This window comes from Leptolyngbya iicbica LK (genome assembly GCF_004212215.1).
Lineage (GTDB): Bacteria > Cyanobacteriota > Cyanobacteriia > Phormidesmidales > Phormidesmidaceae > Halomicronema > Halomicronema iicbica.
The window spans coordinates 974,603-992,454 of record NZ_QVFV01000001.1; the positions used below are offsets into that span (position 1 = coordinate 974,603).

Sequence of the window (17,852 nt, forward strand, 5' to 3'; positions counted from 1 at the left end):
CAGACTATTCGTGACAGTGAGAAGAAGGAGAGGGGGAGAGCGGCGGGCGGGCGGATTTGGCCGGCGGGGTGTACCACCGCTGGTAGTTGAACAACCGCCAGAAAACGGGCGATCGCAGCGCCATCACCAACAGCAAACTCCCCGCGAGCAAGCCGGAATGCAGTAAGGGACGCCCCTGCATTTGCAAACTGCCGAAATAGCTCGAGCCGGCAACGATGGCGTGCAGCCCCCCCAACAACAGCGCCGGAATGCTGAGCAGATGGAGCGATCGCCAGGCTTTGCCCAGTCGTCGCTGAGCCGTATCAGTACTGGTAAGGGTGAGGGGAATCATCAATAGGAGGGCGATCGCCCCCGCCACCATGCCCCACCGATGCTGCGGCAACATGAAACGCACCGCTGCGGGCTGCCAGTTCCAACTGTGTTCGAGCATGTGGACGGTATGGGCGAGGGCCAATACAAAACCTCCGACCCCTAGTAAGCGACGAAACCGCAGGGGATAAGGCCACAATTTACTGATGGGTCGAGCGATAAGCGCCAGCGCCAGAAATAGGAGCGACAGATGCCCTGCATAATCGACCATCAGATCGCCTGTGCGGAGCAATGTGAGGACGCCAATCAGCAGAGTAATCCAACCGCCGAGTTGGAATAGCTGACTGCGGCGATCGCGGCTTAGCCAAGCGCTATAGGTGCCCAACCCCACCATCATCGGCAACGTGCCCAAGCCAAAGGCTCCCATCGTCGCCGCCCCCGCCCACACTGAACTCGTGGCCGCCGCTTTGATCTGCGCGGTGTAAAGAAAGCCGCAGGGGATTAACCCCCAGGCAAGGCCCAGTAACAGCGGTGTCCACCAGCGGCGCGACTGGGCCGTGTGCCCCATCACTTGCTGCAGGCGATCGTGCAGTGCGCCTTGCAACGGATGCAGAAAGGGCAATTGAGGGAATAATCCCGGAGCCACCTGCCGCAGCCCAATGAGGATTAGCAAAGTGCCTGTCAGTAGGGCCATCCCGCGACGCAGAACACTGCCGACGCCCGCCATCTGCCCCCCAGCAACCAGTACCGATCCCAGCCCCCCGATCGCGGCCCCCACCAACACATAACTGGCGAGCCGACCTAAGTTGAGGCAAAGGTGAAACCAAAACTGTTGCGATCGCGTCGGTACCGTCGTCTCATCGGTTGTTTGGGAACGGGCCGCCAAGGAAAACGCCACCGTGATCGGGCCGCACATGCCGACACAGTGCCCAAAGCTGCCTAAAAATCCCAACGCGGCGATGAGAGAGAGTTCCAGCACGGTGGCCTTAACCCTCCAAGGTCAAAAACTGTTCCAGGGCGTCGGCGACTTTCGGCGGCCAGCGGCGAATCGTGCGCACCCACTCTAAATCTTTATAGCGGCTATCCAAGCCTTCTACCGCGACCCACTGGCTTTCGGCCTCACCGCGCTGGTTGCTGGCCCACAGTCCGGCAGTGAGGGCCGCCCGCGCATCGGGAAAGTTGGGATACTTGCGCACCACGCCTCGCAAAGTTTTCAGCGCTTCATCATGACGATCGACCTGATACAGAGCCAGACCATAGTTAACGCGTGCCAAGGCAAAATTCGGGTCCAGATCGGCGGCAGTTTTGTAGTCGGCGATCGCAGCTTCCCAGTCGCCCTGACCGGCCTCAGCATTGCCGCGATTATTCAGCGCCCCCGCCTCTTGAGGATCGAGCGCCAAAACGTGGTTGTAGTCCGCGATCGCCGCATCCCATTCCTGCTGCATCTCGTACGCCGCCCCTCGATTCAAATAAGAATCGGGCTCGTCGGGAGCCAGGGTGATCGCTTGAGTGTAGTCGGCGATCGCATCCTCTAGTTGAAATTGACTGGCTCGCACAATGCCGCGATTGCTCCAAATCGCCGGTTCCTCAGGCAAGTACTCTAAGAGCTGCGTCCACAGCTTATCCGCTGCCGCATAGTCGCCTTCGCGACTGGTAATAAAGGCTTTTTCGCGCAAAGTAGCCATTTCTTGAATGTCGGCTTGGCTAAAGTTGTCAGGCGCAGGAGCCGCGATCGCGGACGCTCCCCACCCCCATGCGAAGCACAGGCAGAGACAAACACTGACAAACAGGCGACAAGGAGTTTTTAAACGCACTGGATTGATAAATGATGGAAGGCACTTTTATAGACTATCGAGTCTGGCGACGAAAGGGAAACTAAAAATTACTGCAAGGGGAGATTTTTGGGAATCCTGCTGAGTTTGGCACGGACGAAGATTTGAACCATATGGAGCAGTGACCGAGGAGGAACCTGCGGCTGGCTGCAACATCCCCTCACAATTCCTTGCCTGATGGTGTGGGTGCAGTATCATCGGTGGGTGAAAACGCTAGATGTGGGCGATCGCGTGGCGGAATACCAACCTTCTCTGCTCTCGAATCAAGATCTCAAAGCCGCTGAGGTGTCGTGGGCGTATAACCGTCCCGCGCAACAGGCTGCTTTGAGCGCTGACGAACTGACCGCTTGGAAGCAGCGGATCCACGAGTTTCAGCAGACGGTGAAGGGCGAGGCGGGCGCAACTCAGGGGAGTTTGTTCGGCGACAGTGTGCCGTCCCCGGTGGAGGCGATCGATCCATTCACTCTACCCCAGCGCAATGCCGAGTTTTGGCGCGAGCAGTTCACCGATGCGGGCAACGCCGCCCTTTACTTCGTGCTGGATCATGAGGCCGATTTACTGCTCTACGTGGGCGAAACCGTTAAGGCCAATCAGCGCTGGAAGGGCACCCACGACTGCAAGCGCTACATTCTCAACTATGTTTCTGCCCACCGAGCCGCCGATCTGCCGGTGCAGGTCAACATTGGCTTTTGGCCCTACGCTCCTGAAGATCGCAAAGCCCGCCAGTCGTTGGAATCAGAACTAATTCGTAAATGGCGATCGCCCTTCAATAAAGAAAACTGGCGCAAGTGGGCCACCCCCTTCATCGGCCAGAGCGACACTTAGGGGTTCTCCAGAAATAAATTTACCGTCGTAGGTTGGCGTCAAGGAACGTTGGCGAAGCCTGGCCAGAGGCCATGAATCAACAGGCTTTAATCCTTCCTACTGTTGGGTTTCCTGACGTCAACCCCAACCTACACGACGAATTTTTCGGGGGATTTCTTTTTCAGAGATCTCCTTATCATCACCTCAGCCCAGAATCGGGTGTCGCCAGGGGACGGTTCCCTCGGTGTAAACCAACATCTTGTCTATCAGCCCACAGGGAACCGTCCTCCGAGGCCATACCAACATTGCAACCTGCACTACAGTCTGGGCTACCCTGACAGGATAGGTTCAAAATTTAGTGATTAAGGGGCTCTACGATGACCTCGGCTCAGTCGCCTCGCCATAAGCACATTGTTCTCACTTCGCATCCGGCCCAGTTTGGCAGCCAACCTCATCCCGTGCAGTGGGGGAATCCTAATCCGCAAGAACGCGGCCCGATCATTGCCACCTTGGGGAATCTGGCTCACCGCAACGCCATTGGCACCCATTCCGGCGGGTATGCCGTGTACCGAGCGTTGGCGATCGCCAGCGGCAGTCTCAAGCGCGATCACCAGGCCGACCTGACCGACACCTCTCCCACCGTATCCATTGGGCCACACCCCAGTTGGGGCGACCCGACCAAGATTGTGGCGCTGGATCCCTTTGGGGCGCTGGATAATCATCTGTTTGCCGATTTGCGGGCCGAGGGCTACGACATTCGTCCCTCTATCGCCATCACCAAAGCCCACATCAACATTCCCGAACTGCAAGACGCCGTCGCCCAGGGGCGTCTCAAGGTGGACGGCAAAATTTTGAAAGAGAACGGTGAATTGGTGGTGACCAAAGCGGCGATCGAGCCCGTCTGGCACCTGCCGGGCATTGCCAAGCGCTTTGGCGTGGAAGAAAGTGACCTCCGCCGCACTTTGTTCGAGCAGACCGGGGGCATGTTCCCCGAGTTGGTGACCCGTCCTGATTTGGAAGTGTTTTTGCCCCCCATTGGCGGCCATACCGTCTACATTTTGGGCGAGATCGAAGCGATTACGGATCCTGACAAACCGCTAGCCGTGCGCATCCACGATGAGTGCAATGGCTCGGACGTGTTTGGTTCTGACATTTGCACCTGTCGTCCGTACCTCGTCCACGGCATTGAGGTGGCGATTCAAACCGCGCAGGTGGGCGGGGCGGGCGTCATCATCTACGCCCGCAAAGAGGGGCGCGCCCTGGGCGAAGTGACGAAGTTTCTCGTGTATAACGCCCGCAAACGCCAGGAGGGGGGCGATCGCGCTGACACCTACTTCACTCGTACCGAATGTGTTGCGGGCGTGCCGGACATGCGCTTTCAGGAAATCATGCCCGACGTGATGCATTGGCTGGGCATCACTCGCATTGACCAGTTCGTCTCGATGAGCAACATGAAATACGACGCGGTGACTAAATCCGGCATTGAAATTGTTGAGCGCATCACCATTCCTGAGGAGTTGATACCGGCGGATGCGATGGTAGAAATCAACGCGAAGAAGGCAGCGGGCTATTACACCGAAGGCGAGGTGCCGGACGAAACCGTGCTGGAAAAAACCATCGGTCGGCAATACGAGGACGCATGATGACGCCGTCAGAGTCCGCCGCGATCGCCGACCTCCGCACCCCCCAAGCCGTCCGCGATCGCTGCCAGCAACTCTTCGCCTTGTGTGAAGCGGGCCAGCTAGATCATTTCGCCTGCGACCTGAGCCAGTTGGACACCGTCGCCGATTATGTGGTGGCAACCACCCAGCAACTCTACCCCGACTTCGACGTGCCCTTTCACTCCCGCTGGCGACACTTTGACGCTGGAGGGACACCCCGACTGGCTCAGTTGGATCAGTCACTGGCGGAATTATCCGTAGCAGCAGCGGCGCGATCGCGCCTCGATCTCGCCATCGTCAGTGTGTTGCTGGATGCCGGAGCGGGGAGCCTGTGGCGCTACCACGATCGCGCTGCCGATCAGGTCTTGGGGCGCTCCGAGGGACTGGCGATCGCTAGCCTCCACGCCTTCCAACAGGGCGTCTTTTCGTCCGACCCAGAACAGCCCTATCAGGTGGATGCAGCGGGCCTGCAAGCCCTCACCGAGTCGGACTTGGCTAACGCCTTCCAGGTCAGCGACGAGAATCCGCTGGTGGGATTATCGGGACGGCTGCAGCTCTTGCACCAGCTTGGTCGCTCCCTCGCCGCGCACCCCCAGCGGTTCGGCGCGGACTGCCCCCGGCCCGGCAATTTGCTGGATTACTGGCATGCCACTTATGGCAACACGCTCGACGCGGGGAACCTGTTAACCGAAGTGCTGATCAGTTTTGGCGACATTTGGCCGGGCAGAGTCGCGATCGCGGATACCAACCTCGGCGACGTATGGCCCCACCCCGCTCTATCCAACACTGGTCCCGGTACGAATCTGGTGCCCTTTCACAAGCTATCCCAGTGGCTCACCTACTCTCTAGTGGAGCCTTTGCAGTCCGCTGGCCTCACAGTGACGAACCTGAACACCCTGACCGGACTGGCAGAATACCGCAACGGCGGCCTCTGTTTGGATCTCGGTTTGCTAGTGCCGAAACACGACGCCGTCACCCGCGAGGCGCATTTGCCCAGTTCCCCGGTAGTGGTGGAATGGCGAGCATTAACCGTGGTGATGCTGGATGCGATCGGCGATCGCGTCCGCCACCAACTCGGCAAGTCGGCGGAAGAATTGCCCCTCATCAAAGTCCTCGAAGGCGGCACCTGGGCCGCCGGACGCCGCATCGCCAAACACCTGCGCTCCGACAGCGGCGCGCCCCCCATTACCATCCAAAGCGACGGCACCGTGTTTTGATGCCATTCATATTCCGCAGGGGCGAGGCATTTTGTGAATCACATATCGGTTATTCAAATTTGTCAGAACCAAAATGCCTCGCCCCTACAACACCCATCCACCCTGCCACCCAACCACCCTCATACCTCCATGCCCACCGTCACCCTGATCGACCATCCCCTCATCCAGCACAAGCTGACCCTGATGCGGCAAAAAGACACCAGCACGGCCAAATTTCGCAGCCTGCTGGGGGAAATCAGTATGCTGCTGGCCTACGAAGTGACCCGCGACATGCCATTGGAAAAGGTGGAAATTGAAACCCCCATGGCCATCATGCAAGCCCCCATGCTCTCCGGCAAAAAGGTGGTGCTCATTTCCATCATGCGGGCGGGACAGGGCATTCTCGACGGCATGTTGCAGCTCATGCCCTCCGCCCGAGTCGGCCACATTGGCCTATATCGCGACCCACGCACCCACATTGCCGTGGAGTATTACTTCAAAGTGCCGGGGGATGTCTCAGAGCGCGACATGTTGGTAGTCGACCCGATGCTCGCTACGGGCAACTCTGCCGTCGCCGCCGTCTATCGCCTCAAGGAAACCCAGCCCCACTCCATCAAATTCGTCTGCCTGCTCGCCGCCCCCGAAGGCATCGAACACTTCCACTCCGAACACCCCGACGTGCCCATCTTCACCGCCGCGATCGATGACAAACTCGACGAACATGGCTACATCTTGCCGGGTTTAGGGGATGCAGGCGATCGCATGTTCGGCACCAAATAATCAAGCCCGTGAAGAGAGGTGCTGCTTTTCAAGAAGAGGAGAGGTTGTGGTGCACTCTGCTCCATCGGCCCCTCTTAGCCAGCGGATATAGTAGGAGCAACTGCGCTCTATACTCTGGCACACTATGGTTCTAGACATTCTGGCTGCGATCGGATTGCGAGAAGCCGGGAGCTACGTAACGAAAGACGTATTGCTGCCATTGTTACAAGGCAGTTTGGAAGATTACGCAAAAGACTTCTTCAAGAGCTGTATCGCTGACGCTGCCGGGTTAGCCCAACAGGAACCCGTGCAAAAAGCGCTGGCCAAGGCTCTGAAGGCGTTTGTGGAACTCGTGGAGGAAGAACTGGCGTTTCAAGGCTGCACCGGGGCGGAGATTCGCGATTTTTACGAGCTGCCGCTGCGCCAATTTATGCAGGATCAGGACGTGAAGGCGACGTTGGGCCGCGCCTTTGAGCCGGATTGTCGCGCCATTGATGCGGAGGTGCTGGCGCTACGGTGGCAAGCGTTGGAGCTGCGCCCCCTGCCAGAAGAGTTTGACTGGTCGCAGATTGGCAAGCAGTATGTGCGAGCCGTGAAAGGCATTTTGCGCAGTGACGATGCGCTGCGGGACTTGTTGAAGCTGCACAATCAGGAGGCGATGCGCCAGGGCATTGAGGAACTGGTGGGCATTCCGCCGGATTTTGATTTGCGGAAGTATCAGGAAACCCTGCGGGAGCAGTACGGCAACCTGAAGCTGGAGTCGCTGGATACCACGGGCTATGCCTACAACGACCTGAAGCTGTGGCGCATGTTCATTCCCCAGGATGTGCGCACCTGCCAGGAATTTAACCCCAAGGTGTACGAAATCCCCAAGGAGAAGCTGCAGGAACTCCAGCAGCGGGGAGAACTGGATGCGGAAGCGCTGGAGGCCGCGCAGATTGAAGAATACCGCAAGACCTATGTGGAGCAGCCGATCCAGAATGTGCTGGAGGTGGTGGGACGCACAGAAGGCGTGGGGCAGCGGAGCCGTCCGGTGGCGGACTATGCCGTGGTGCTGGAGGATCCGGGGTCGGGGAAATCGACCCTGTTGCAGTATGTGGCCCTACAGTGGGCCGAGCAGCCCATTCGCGACTTGAAGGAACTGGCCCAGCGACCGCTGCCGCTGCTGATTGAGCTGCGGAAGTATGCGCGCGATCGCAACGACAAAAAGTGCAGCAGCATGGTGGAGTATCTGCACCAGGGGGATATTGCCTGTCGGCTAAACCAGCAGCGACTCCATGAGGTGCTGACGGCAGGCAATGCGGTGGCCCTGTTTGACGGCATTGATGAAGTGTTTGACCCCAACCTGCGGGATGTGGTGGTGACGGATATTCACCGCTTTACCAACAACTACCCCCAGGTGCAGGTAGTGGTGACCTCACGGTGGCTAGGGTATAAGGCGCAGACCCTAAGGGATGCGGGGTTTCAGCACTACATGCTGCAAGACCTGACGGATGATCAGATTGCGGAATTTATTGAGCGGTGGCACGACCAGACCTTTGCCGACGGGGCAGACAAGGTCCGCAAGCAGGAGCGGCTACACAAGGCGATTCGCGAATCGAAGGCGATTCGGGAGCTAGCGGGGAATCCGCTGCTGCTGACGATGATGGCAATTTTGAACCGCCACCAGGAATTACCGCGTGATCGACCGGAACTGTATAACCAGGCATCACGGGTGCTGCTGCACCAGTGGGATGTGGAGCGGAATTTGATTGAGCAAAAGCTCGACCCGGTGACGATCGACTATCGGGATAAGCAGGCGATGCTGCGAAAGGTGGCGTTTCACATGCAGTCGGGGGAAGCGGGGCTGGCAGGCAACATTATCAGCGCCCAAGACCTGGAAGCGATTTTGACGGACTACTTGAAATCCATCGATGTGGAGCAGCCGCGAGATGTGGCGCGACGGATGATTCAGCAGCTGCGAACCCGCAACTTTATCCTGTGCTATCTGGGAGCCGACAATTACGCCTTCGTTCACCGTACATTTTTGGAGTTTTTTGCCGCCTGGGCCTTTGTCTGGGAGTTTAAGGAAACTCAAACGATTACGTTTGAAGAACTACGTGATCAGACCTTTGGAGCACATTGGCAGGAGGAAAGTTGGCAGGAAGTGCTGCGGCTCATTGCCGGAATGTTAAATGTAACGTTTGCAGAAGAAATAATTCAGTTTCTTCTAGACAGAGATGACCGTAGCGAAGATTATAAATATCTTTTCCTAGCCGCAGAATGCTTGACAGAGATTAGGAAGCCTAACGCGCTCGAGAATATAAATAAGCTTCTTCTTGATTCTTTGAGAGCTTTGTTGTCTGTTGAGGGTACCTATGGTGTTAGGACAAAGGCAGTTGAGGTGATCGCACATACTTGGACTGATGCAAATACCTTGCAGTGGCTAAAATCTTTGTCTGTATCAGATGGTTGGGACGATAATTGGGATGTCCGTAGGGCGTCAATACAAGCAGTTGCAAAAATTTGGCACACAGAGGTTAGCATCCAAAGCTGGCTTGAGAAGAATCTTCTTCACGACTTAGATTGGAATGTGCGAGATGAAGCTATCGAAAGCTTGGTGCCATTGTTAGATAAAAGTCGAAACTTGAAGACAAGGTTAGGGGTAATAGTCGAAAGCGACGATGACGAGGATGTGCGCAGCGCAGCCGTGCAGGCATTAGCCCAAGGGTGGAAAGACGACCCCAATACATTGCCCTGGCTCAAAACCTGTGCCCAAAGTGATGAGCATTACGCTGTGCGGAGTGCGGCGGTGCAGGCGTTAGCCAAGGGGTGGAAAGACGACCCCGATACCTTGCCCATTCTCAAAACCCGTGCCCAAAGTGATGAGCATTACGCTGTGCGGATGGCGGCGGTGCAGGCGTTAGCCAAGGGGTGGAAAGACGACCCCGATACCTTACCCATTCTCAAAACCCGTGCCCAAAGTGATGACAATTACGCTTTGCGGAGAGCGGCGGTGCAGGAGTTAGCCAAAGGCTTCAAAGACGACCCCGAGACCTTACCGATCCTCAAAACCCGCGCCCAAACGGACGATCATTACGATGTCCGGATGGCGGCGGTGCAGGAGTTAGCCCAGGGGTGGAAAGACGACCCCGATACCTTGCCCATTCTCAAAACCCGTGCCCAAAGTGATGACAATTACGCTGTGCGGATGGCGGCGGTGCAGGCATTAGCGCAGGGGTGGAAAGACGACCCCGATACCTTGCCCATTCTCAAAACCCGTGCCCAAAGTGATGAGGATAACGCTGTGCGGATGGCGGCGGTGCAGGAGTTAGCCAAAGGCTTCAAAGACGACCCCGAGACCTTACCGATCCTCAAAACCCGCGCCCAAACGGACGATCATTACGATGTCCGGATGGCGGCGGTGCAGGAGTTAGCCCAAGGCTTCAAAGACGACCCGACTTTGTTTGAGTTTTGGTGCGATCGCACGCTCAACGATCCCTTTGAAAGAGAGTATGACTGGCAAGGGAACCCTCGTCAAACTGCTCTCAACGTGCTGGTGCAGCAATATCCCGACCACCCCAAAACCCTGGAACTGCTGCGCGACAGAGCCCACAACGACAGCGACGAGCAGCTCAGAGAATGGGCGACGAAGCAACTGGAGCAATTAAAAATGCAAAATTCTGGAAGCCCTGTGAGTGAGTTTATTGTTTAAAAAAACGGAGAGAATGATGACAACCTTATTGGAACAAGCATTTAGAGAAGCCTCAAGATTGCCAAGCGAGCTTCAGGATGAGATTGCTCAGCAACTGCTAGACGACATTGAGAATGAACTTAAGTGGCAAGCAACCTTTTCTGACTCAGATACCGACATAGGCAGTTTTGCCGCAATGGCTCAAGCCGCTCTGGTCGAAGACGACGCAGGCAAAACGGAAGAAAAAGGCTTTGGCGAAGTGTAATGAAGTCGTCGAGAACTCAAGATTTTCGCAAGCTGTTTTCTAAACTGCCCAACCGGGTCAAAGCAACTGCCAGGAAGAACTATCAGCTTTGGCGAGAAAATCCTTCTCATCCCAGTCTGGAGTTCAAAAAGGTCAACAACAAGCTAAATATCTGGTCAGTTCGAGTTGGTATTGGCTGGCGAGCTTTAGGCGTCATGAAACCACAAGAGAATAAGATTGTCTGGTTCTGGATTGGCTCTCATGCTGAATACGATCGCATTCTCAAGACAAAGTAATGCTCGTTTTCTCCAGCTATATTGTTCAACGTATTCATGCAGCAATATCCTGACCATCCCAAAACCCTGGAACTGCTGCGCGACAGAGCCCAAAACGACAACGATGAGCAGTTTAGAGATTGGGCGACGGAGCAACTGGAGCAATTCAAAATTCAAAATGCAAATCTAAAGAAGCAGGAGTCTGTATTTGCTCATGAAATCCCTTAATCGCATCACGCTCAATCCTGGAGTCATGGGCGGCAAGCCTTGTATCCGAGGGCTGCGAGTCACAGTTGGCGCTGTCGTGGGGCTTTTAGCCAGTGGGCGTTCCACCGACGACGTGCTCAAAGCGTATCCCTATCTAGAAATTGAGGATATTTATGAAGCCCTCACCTACGCCGCTTGGCGAGTTGATGAGATTGAAGTGCCTCTGGTCTCCACATGAAAGGTGAAGCCCAATGTCGACATCAGCGGCGAGACGATGCGGAATGAGCTTGTGAGCTACGAATAGGGTCGGGCTGCTGCGTCGATAAAGGGTAAGGTTTCGGCTTCGTGGGCGGCATCGCGGCACCAGGCTTTTACCGACTCTAGTGCTTGGGTGCGGGTGACGAACTGCTGGGCCGTGGGCTCAAGCTGAATGCCGTAGGTCACAAACCGCAACGCCACCGGCACATACATGACATCCGAGATCGAAAACTCACCGCATAGCCAGGGGCCACCATAACGTTCAAAGCCGTCTTGCCAGAGCCGCTCAACCCGCGCGATCTCTCGTTGAGCCGTGCTCGAAAAGTCGTCGAGCGATCGCTGCTGACACACCCGCAAATTTTGCGGCAGTTCTTCCCGAATGGCCATGAAGCCCGAGTGCATTTCCGTTGCAATGGAGCGAGCGTGGGCGCGCGCGGCGCGATCGCTCGGCCAGCCCACCGTATCGGCAAAGTTTTCCCGCACATACTCCATAATGGCGAGCGAATCCCAGATCGCAATGTCACCATCCAGTAACACCGGCACCTTGCCAGCCGGGGTATAGCGATTGATCTCAGTCTGCCACTGCTCAGTAAACAGCGCTAACTTAATCTCTTCAAATTCCACCCCGCTCTGCCGCAAAAAGAGCCAGGCCCGCAATGACCATGAAGAATAGTTTTTGTTGCCGATAATCAGCTTCAGAGACACCGCAGTGGCCTTCTCAACTAAGTTGTCAACTCGCCGACACGGGTCGGATTTTTGACAGCCTAGCGCCTCTCTGGGTTCCTATCAAGCCGCAGCCGCTGGGCCGAAATATTCGGAGACAAAACTACCATGCAAACCATAGGGCACATGGTGCTGGAGCTTCAAACGAGCGATCGGGCCAGAAGTGATGTCCCGCGCATCCAGAATGAGTACATCAGAGCAGCGTCGCGCCGCATTATACGTCAACACCAGCAGCCAACCATCATCTTCCGCTTGGCTCTGGGGACGAGGCACAAATACCGGCTCCCCCATAAAGCCGCGTGGCGCTTCACTCCACAATTGTTCATCCCCAGTGACCAAATCGCGCTTCAGCAGCGCCTGTAATGGAGCATTGCCCTGGGAACTGTGCACCGCACCGATATATAAATAACGGTAAGTTTGGCCCACATGAGCGGGGTGCAGGGCAGGAAATTCACAACCGCGATCAATTAAACAGGTCGCCTTACTCGTTTCGGCCTCCAGATCCAACGCAAAACGCCAAAGCTGACCTTCCGGCACGTGGGAAAAATCCACATCTTTGAAGGTCATGCCCTCATCCAACGATGGAAAGTCCTGATAAACAATCGAGTCGACAAACACCTGACCATCCTGCTCAAACGCATTGGCATGGTGAAAGACAAAGCCCGCCGGAGCTTCGATGGATTTTAGCGGCCCATCACCATGACGGGGAATCAAGATGATGTTGGTTTTCGCTTGGGGATTAAACTCGACACATTCTCCCGCGCCTTTGAACCCCAAGATGAACGGAAAGGGATTGAAACTCACCGGATTTTGGAAAAAGATGACGTAGTTCGGCGTGATCATGCAGTCGTGCATGAAGGCAAAGCCAGGAATGCTGCGCTGGTAGGATTTGACGCGATCGCCCGACGGCGCAAACTCATGGATGCGAATCGTACTCGACAGCCCGGTTTTAATCGAAAAATTCACCAAGCGCGGTTCCTGGCCTTGCTCAGGATGGCCCGGATCAATCTTGGGATGGGCGGCAAACGCATCGCCCGGTTCCAGCAAGCCGTCTAAGTTATCTAGCCCCAGCGTGGCTAAAGTCGCGGGATCGAGGCGGTGCGGTTCAGCCGCTTCCCACAGGGCCAGGAGCTTGCCGCCCCAGTAAATGACGTGGGTGTTGGCGATATTTTTCAGCTTAAGATCAAACAGATTGGCCCACCAGCCGCCGGGCTTTTGGGTACCAAATACGCCCCGGTACAGGGGTTTACCTGCGGCCTGCTCCGCGACATAGCCCTCAGTACGCACAAAGCGGTTGCGATAGTAGGCCCGCCCCTCTTTGAAGGCAATGCTGCTGATCATGCCGTCGCCATCAAAGGGATGCTTGAGACGATGACCGTGGATGTCGAGCAGTCCCGGTCCGTTGCGAAACAGGGTGCCTTCCAGCTCAGCGGGAATCGTGCCCTCAATGTCGTCAATCCAGTAGGCAAATTCTTCGGGCTGTGATCGATAGCCGCTGCGCCAGTCATCCATATCAAAGGACGGGGCAGCATTAACTTCAGTATTTTGAGGCGAAGGCAGCGTTTGCATAAGTGTTGAAAAGATCGATGGATAGCAAGGAAATCAAAAGTGGGCAGAGTGCGTTTTGCGCTGGGTTGCAGCCGCGATCGCACCCTCGACGCAAGACCTTGATGATACGGCTTGGGGAATCGCTCACGTCATGTTTCTGACTCCACGGCCCCCAGCGGCAGAGGCACGGGTGCACTGATATCGACATCGGGCATGAACTGCTCGGATTGGCTAGCTTTGAGGGAAGCGCTGGAAGCGATCGTCCCTTCTCCCTGAGCCGACGTGGTGGGCAACAAAAACAGTAGCGGCAGCGGCAGCAACGTCGACAAGTTAGTCAACGTCACCAGCAGCCACAAATTGTCAAAATTGGTTTCGGTGACGCCCAGCCAATGAGTCAAAATCGCGCCAAACTCATGGGAGAGCAGCCCCGCCAAATTCACGATTGACATGAGCAGGGCAAACAGGGTCGCCTCTACCCCAGGCGGACAGATGCGGGCGGATAAAACCAGGACGGGCATAAACGAAATTTCGCCCATGACAGTCAAAATCAAGCTGTCGCCCAGGCTAAACCATTCGTCGCCGATGCCCAGAGCCCGATTGGTGTGGGTCACCAGCAGCAACATCGTGAAGCCCAGCAGCGTTGACAACACCGTGGACCAGGCAAAAATTGTGCGGAAAGGCACCGCCTTCAGAAAGCGCTGAAAGATCCAGACGCCCAATAAGGCGGCGATACTCGTCACGAGGCGCACCCGCCCCAAAAATTCGGGCTCAAACCCCAAATCATTGGTGGTGAAAAAGAAGAAGGCAGAGTCCGCCGTCGGCGTCGCTTGCCAGAGAAACAGGAACAGCGCGGGCATCCAAATCACCTTTTGGCTCACCGCGCCTTTGAGCTGTTTAATTTGTCCGCCAATCACTTGCCAAGTCGAGGTTTCGGTGACCGGATCTTCGGCAATCCACCAGGCCACGAGAGAAACGACCAGCGGAAACGTCGCCGTGACGCCAAAGACCGATCGCGTGCCCACATATTCCAGCAGCAGACCACCGAGATAGGCCGTGATGATGCCGCCCAAAGCCGACGAGCCCCAGGCCAGCGATTGCAGCGTTCCTGCATCGCTCTGCGACTCTCGCCGCGCTCGCTCTACCACAAGGGAATCGACAATCACATCGCCAACTGCCACGGAGAGAGAACTGAGAGTAATGGCGGCGATCGCCACCCAAGCCGTATTCACCACCGTCGCCATCGCCAACCAAGACGCGGCTCCCAGCAGTCCCGACAGGATGAGATAAGGCCGCCGCCGATACCCCAAAATCGGGAATCCATCAGACATAAAGCCCAACAGCGGCTTAATCGTCCAGGGCGCAGCAGCGATCCCCGTCAAGGCCGCCACTTCGGCAGGGGTCAGCCCCAAATCGTCTTTCAGAAAGAAGCTCACCGCCAACCGCGCCAGGCCCAAAATGCCTTGCACAAAGTACACCAGCAAAATCGCGGTGAGTTCTAACGAAGCCTCCTGACCAAACAGAATGCGTTTTTCCACAAACTGCTGCCAGCTGCTCTTTTGAATGGAAGAGTCGGTCATATAAATCTTGATAGCGATCGCAGATCACGCGACCGCTATCTGCTTTCACCAATTATTGCGTTTTATTAACCCTCTCCATGATAAACACTTCGTCTCCAACAAGCAGCGGCGATGTTGTCGCATTGCGGCGGCAGTCTCCCCTTGTGACCATACAACGATGTCAACAACCTCCAGAAAGCCTGGCTGTAAACGGGGCACCACCCTAGACATTGAGGCTCATTCAGTCAACGGCAGGCGCTCATTTACGGCTAATTCGGTACGGTGAGTTCGGTGTAAAAATTCGCCATCGGAGTGGGGTTCTTGTCACTGTTGGTTCCTAAAACAAAGGCGCATCATAAGAGTCATAGAACGCAAGCAAAAAACACTCTCGCAAAAGTTTTAGGAGGCAATTCATGATTGTTCGTTACTGGCATCCTTTCCAAGAAGTTGAAACTCTCCGCCGTCAACTCGACAGCGTTTTCAATGAAGTCAGCAACGCCATGGACTCACCCGCGGCATGGACGCCTGCCATTCGTTTGGTGGAAAACGAAGATCAGTACGTTTTGACCGTTCAGCTATCAGGCATTATCCCTGACAGCATTGACATTCAGGCCACTCGTGAAAGCATTGTGATTAGCGGTGAGCGTCAACAGCCGGAGGTCCCAGAAGGCGATCGCGTACTCCACGACGACATTCACTACGGCAATTTCCGTCGCGTTGTGAATCTGCCAGAAGCCATTCAAAATGATGCTGTATCGGCCAACTTTGAGCATGGTTTCCTAACCCTAACCCTGCCTAAAGTGGAAGAAGTTCGCAACAAAGTTGTGAAAGTCAGCCTGAAGGGTCAAACCGCAGAAAACCCTCAAGAGTTGCCCGAAGCGGATGCTTAATTGGGCCGCTTAGTTCGACAAGTGAGCAAGTTAGTAAGTCATGGTGTTGGGGGCAGCGATCGCTGCCCCTTTTTTCTTAAATTAGTCATTTTAGAAGCTGGCTACCTGAGGGATTGACGACCATTGCACTCGTCACCAACATCGGCGATCGCCCCAATACAGCCACCTGTTTGGTCAAGTCCAGACGCTTGATTTAAGATAAAAGCAGACTGAAATTTTCGACATCTCCTGTTCATAGGCATTTATGGCAACATCGACCGTTTCTGAAACAGTTTTGGCCGAAGAGGTAGAAAAGCGCCGCAATTTTGCGATCATCTCTCACCCTGACGCGGGTAAAACGACCCTGACTGAAAAGCTGTTGCTGTATGGAGGTGCCATCCACGAAGCCGGGGCCGTCAAAGCGCGGCGAGCCCAGCGCCACGCCACCTCTGACTGGATGGAGATGGAGCAACAGCGCGGCATTTCGATTACCTCGACGGTGTTGCAGTTTGACTACCGCGACGTGCGCATCAATCTGCTGGATACACCGGGCCACCAAGACTTTAGTGAAGACACCTACCGGACGCTGGCGGCGGCGGACAATGCGGTCATGCTGGAAGATGCCGCTAAAGGCTTGGAACCGCAGACCCGCAAGCTGTTTGAAGTGTGTCGGATGCGATCGCTGCCCATCTTCACCTTCTTCAACAAGATGGATCGCCCGGCACGTGAACCGCTGGAATTACTCGACGAAATTGAGCAGGAATTGGGCCTCGCGACCTACGCCGTGAACTGGCCCATCGGCATGGGCGAACAGTTTCGTGGTGTCTTTGATCGCCGCAAGCGCCAGTTCCATCTCTTTGAACGAACGGCTCACGGTAGTAAGGCCGCCGGCAAAACCGTTTTGGACTTAGGCGATCCGCGTATCGAAGATTTAGTCGATCAAGACCTCTATTATCAGTTCAAAGAAGAGCTCGAAATGATCGAAGAGCTAGGAGCTGAGTTGGATTTGGCGGCGATTCACGCCGGGCAGCTCTCCCCGGTCTTTTTTGGGAGCGCCATGACTAACTTTGGCGTGCAGCTTTTCCTCGACGCTTTTTTGGACTACGCGCTGAAGCCCGCGCCGCGCAACAGTACGCAAGGAGAGATCGAGCCCACTGCGGAGGATTTCTCCGGCTTTGTGTTTAAGCTACAGGCCAATATGGACCCGAAACATCGCGATCGCGTGGCGTTTATTCGCGTCTGCTCCGGCAAGTTTGAGAAAGACATGGTGGTCAACCATGCGCGATCGGGCAAAAACGTGCGCCTCTCTCACCCCCAAAAGTTGTTTGCACAAGGTCGCGAATCCCTGGAAGAGGCTTATCCCGGCGATGTCATCGGCCTGAATAATCCCGGGGTGTTTGCGATCGGCGACACCATTTATCAAGGCCAAAAGCTGGAATACGAAGGTATTCCTTGCTTCTCGCCCGAACTATTTGCCTATCTCAAAAATCCCAATCCCTCAAAGTTCAAGCAATTCCACAAAGGCGTGACCGAGCTGCGGGAAGAAGGCGCAGTCCAAATCATGTTCTCTGCCGACGAATCGAAGCGCGACCCCATTCTGGCAGCAGTCGGGCAACTCCAGTTCGAAGTGGTGCAGTTCCGTCTGCAAAACGAGTACAACGTTGAAACCCGGTTGGAACCGCTGCCCTACAGCGTGGCTCGCTGGGTCGAAGGGGGTTGGGAAGCGTTGGACAAAGCCGGTCGTCTCTTCAACACCACAACGGTCAAAGATAGCTGGGGGCGTCCGGTGCTCTTATTCCGCAATGAGTGGAATGTGGGGCAAGTGGAGGGCGATCATCCAGGCCTGAAGTTGCGCAAAACCGCCCCTGTGGTCTCCGGTCAGCAAGTCGAGGATCTGTAATCTGTGGGCTTTGCAAAATCGATGTCAGCAGCACAAAG

16 protein-coding genes are annotated in these 17,852 nt (G+C 55.7%); 11 read left to right on the forward strand and 5 right to left on the reverse strand.

All coding sequences use genetic code 11. The features are described from left to right. Positions 1-4 precede the first annotated feature (4 nt). Both DYY88_RS04175 and DYY88_RS04180 read right to left on the reverse strand, forming a co-directional pair. Positions 5-1,288 carry an urease accessory protein UreH domain-containing protein gene (locus DYY88_RS04175; protein WP_044151043.1) on the reverse strand — a complete coding sequence of 428 codons (1,284 nt, stop codon included), beginning with the start codon at positions 1,286-1,288 and terminating at the stop codon, positions 5-7. Between the two features lie 7 nt (positions 1,289-1,295). After that, entirely contained in the window at positions 1,296-2,123 is an 828-nt protein-coding gene (locus tag DYY88_RS04180; protein ID WP_052288255.1) for a tetratricopeptide repeat protein, read from the reverse strand. Positions 2,124-2,318: 195 nt separating this feature from the next. On the opposite strand from DYY88_RS04180, the gene DYY88_RS04185 reads away from it, so the two are divergent. From DYY88_RS04185 to DYY88_RS04220, 9 genes are all read left to right on the forward strand, one after another. Continuing rightward, on the forward strand, positions 2,319-2,966 hold the full coding sequence (locus DYY88_RS04185) for a hypothetical protein (protein WP_052288256.1): 648 nt from the start codon (positions 2,319-2,321) through the stop codon (positions 2,964-2,966). Positions 2,967-3,322: 356 nt separating this feature from the next. Then, positions 3,323-4,588: a GTP cyclohydrolase II gene (locus DYY88_RS04190; protein WP_039725681.1), complete on the forward strand. Its 1,266-nt coding sequence runs from the start codon at positions 3,323-3,325 to the stop codon at positions 4,586-4,588. Further along, positions 4,585-5,823 (forward strand): URC4/urg3 family protein, encoded by a 1,239-nt coding sequence (locus tag DYY88_RS04195; RefSeq protein WP_236146315.1) that lies wholly within the window; start codon positions 4,585-4,587, stop codon positions 5,821-5,823. The genes DYY88_RS04190 and DYY88_RS04195 overlap by 4 nt, the downstream gene beginning before the upstream one ends. A 33-nt stretch (positions 5,824-5,856) precedes the next feature. Beyond that, entirely contained in the window at positions 5,857-6,582 is a 726-nt protein-coding gene (gene upp / locus DYY88_RS04200) for a uracil phosphoribosyltransferase (protein ID WP_302849225.1), read from the forward strand. Positions 6,583-6,706: 124 nt separating this feature from the next. Next, a complete protein-coding gene (locus DYY88_RS04205; protein ID WP_130199318.1) occupies positions 6,707-10,255 on the forward strand; it encodes a HEAT repeat domain-containing protein in 3,549 nt (1,182 codons plus the stop codon). Then, positions 10,248-10,499 carry a hypothetical protein gene (locus DYY88_RS04210; protein WP_242517569.1) on the forward strand — a complete coding sequence of 84 codons (252 nt, stop codon included), beginning with the start codon at positions 10,248-10,250 and terminating at the stop codon, positions 10,497-10,499. The genes DYY88_RS04205 and DYY88_RS04210 overlap by 8 nt, the downstream gene beginning before the upstream one ends. Continuing rightward, complete coding sequence (locus tag DYY88_RS04215) at positions 10,499-10,774, forward strand: ParE family toxin-like protein (RefSeq protein ID WP_044151047.1); 276 nt, start codon at positions 10,499-10,501, stop codon at positions 10,772-10,774. The genes DYY88_RS04210 and DYY88_RS04215 overlap by 1 nt, the downstream gene beginning before the upstream one ends. Positions 10,775-10,810: 36 nt before the next feature. Then, positions 10,811-10,981 carry a hypothetical protein gene (locus tag DYY88_RS23975; protein ID WP_165390097.1) on the forward strand — a complete coding sequence of 57 codons (171 nt, stop codon included), beginning with the start codon at positions 10,811-10,813 and terminating at the stop codon, positions 10,979-10,981. Next, a complete protein-coding gene (locus tag DYY88_RS04220) occupies positions 10,968-11,198 on the forward strand; it encodes a DUF433 domain-containing protein (RefSeq protein ID WP_044151049.1) in 231 nt (76 codons plus the stop codon). Before DYY88_RS23975 ends, DYY88_RS04220 begins: the two co-directional genes overlap by 14 nt. A 56-nt stretch (positions 11,199-11,254) precedes the next feature. Here DYY88_RS04220 and DYY88_RS04225 read toward each other — a convergent pair whose 3' ends face one another. The 3 genes from DYY88_RS04225 to DYY88_RS04235 form a co-directional block, all read right to left on the reverse strand. After that, positions 11,255-11,923, reverse strand: coding sequence for a glutathione S-transferase family protein (locus DYY88_RS04225; protein ID WP_201278945.1), 669 nt, complete (start codon positions 11,921-11,923; stop codon positions 11,255-11,257). Between the two features lie 81 nt (positions 11,924-12,004). After that, positions 12,005-13,510 carry a carotenoid oxygenase family protein gene (locus DYY88_RS04230; protein WP_039725685.1) on the reverse strand — a complete coding sequence of 502 codons (1,506 nt, stop codon included), beginning with the start codon at positions 13,508-13,510 and terminating at the stop codon, positions 12,005-12,007. A 128-nt stretch (positions 13,511-13,638) separates the two neighbouring features. Continuing rightward, positions 13,639-15,066, reverse strand: a complete 1,428-nt coding sequence (locus tag DYY88_RS04235) for a folate/biopterin family MFS transporter (RefSeq protein ID WP_039725687.1) — start codon at positions 15,064-15,066, stop codon at positions 13,639-13,641. A 392-nt stretch (positions 15,067-15,458) separates the two neighbouring features. On the opposite strand from DYY88_RS04235, the gene DYY88_RS04240 reads away from it, so the two are divergent. Continuing rightward, positions 15,459-15,935, forward strand: coding sequence for an Hsp20/alpha crystallin family protein (locus DYY88_RS04240; RefSeq protein WP_039725688.1), 477 nt, complete (start codon positions 15,459-15,461; stop codon positions 15,933-15,935). Positions 15,936-16,179: 244 nt separating this feature from the next. Beyond that, positions 16,180-17,814, forward strand: a complete 1,635-nt coding sequence (gene prfC, locus DYY88_RS04245) for a peptide chain release factor 3 (protein WP_039725689.1) — start codon at positions 16,180-16,182, stop codon at positions 17,812-17,814. The last annotated feature ends 38 nt before the right edge of the window (positions 17,815-17,852 follow it).

Bases quoted from the DNA above. Each gene is read 5' to 3' on its own strand.
- DYY88_RS04185 (WP_052288256.1), top strand. From the start codon at position 2,319: ATGGTGTGGGTGCAGTATCATCGGTGGGTGAAAACGCTAGATGTGGGC.
- DYY88_RS04190 (WP_039725681.1), top strand. From the start codon at position 3,323: ATGACCTCGGCTCAGTCGCCTCGCCATAAGCACATTGTTCTCACTTCG.
- DYY88_RS04195 (WP_236146315.1), top strand. From the start codon at position 4,585: ATGATGACGCCGTCAGAGTCCGCCGCGATCGCCGACCTCCGCACCCCC.
- DYY88_RS04205 (WP_130199318.1), top strand. From the start codon at position 6,707: ATGGTTCTAGACATTCTGGCTGCGATCGGATTGCGAGAAGCCGGGAGC.
- DYY88_RS04215 (WP_044151047.1), top strand. From the start codon at position 10,499: ATGAAGTCGTCGAGAACTCAAGATTTTCGCAAGCTGTTTTCTAAACTG.
- DYY88_RS23975 (WP_165390097.1), top strand. From the start codon at position 10,811: ATGCAGCAATATCCTGACCATCCCAAAACCCTGGAACTGCTGCGCGAC.
- DYY88_RS04220 (WP_044151049.1), top strand. From the start codon at position 10,968: ATGAAATCCCTTAATCGCATCACGCTCAATCCTGGAGTCATGGGCGGC.
- DYY88_RS04230 (WP_039725685.1), bottom strand. From the start codon at position 13,510: ATGCAAACGCTGCCTTCGCCTCAAAATACTGAAGTTAATGCTGCCCCG.
- DYY88_RS04235 (WP_039725687.1), bottom strand. From the start codon at position 15,066: ATGACCGACTCTTCCATTCAAAAGAGCAGCTGGCAGCAGTTTGTGGAA.
- DYY88_RS04240 (WP_039725688.1), top strand. From the start codon at position 15,459: ATGATTGTTCGTTACTGGCATCCTTTCCAAGAAGTTGAAACTCTCCGC.
- prfC (WP_039725689.1), top strand. From the start codon at position 16,180: ATGGCAACATCGACCGTTTCTGAAACAGTTTTGGCCGAAGAGGTAGAA.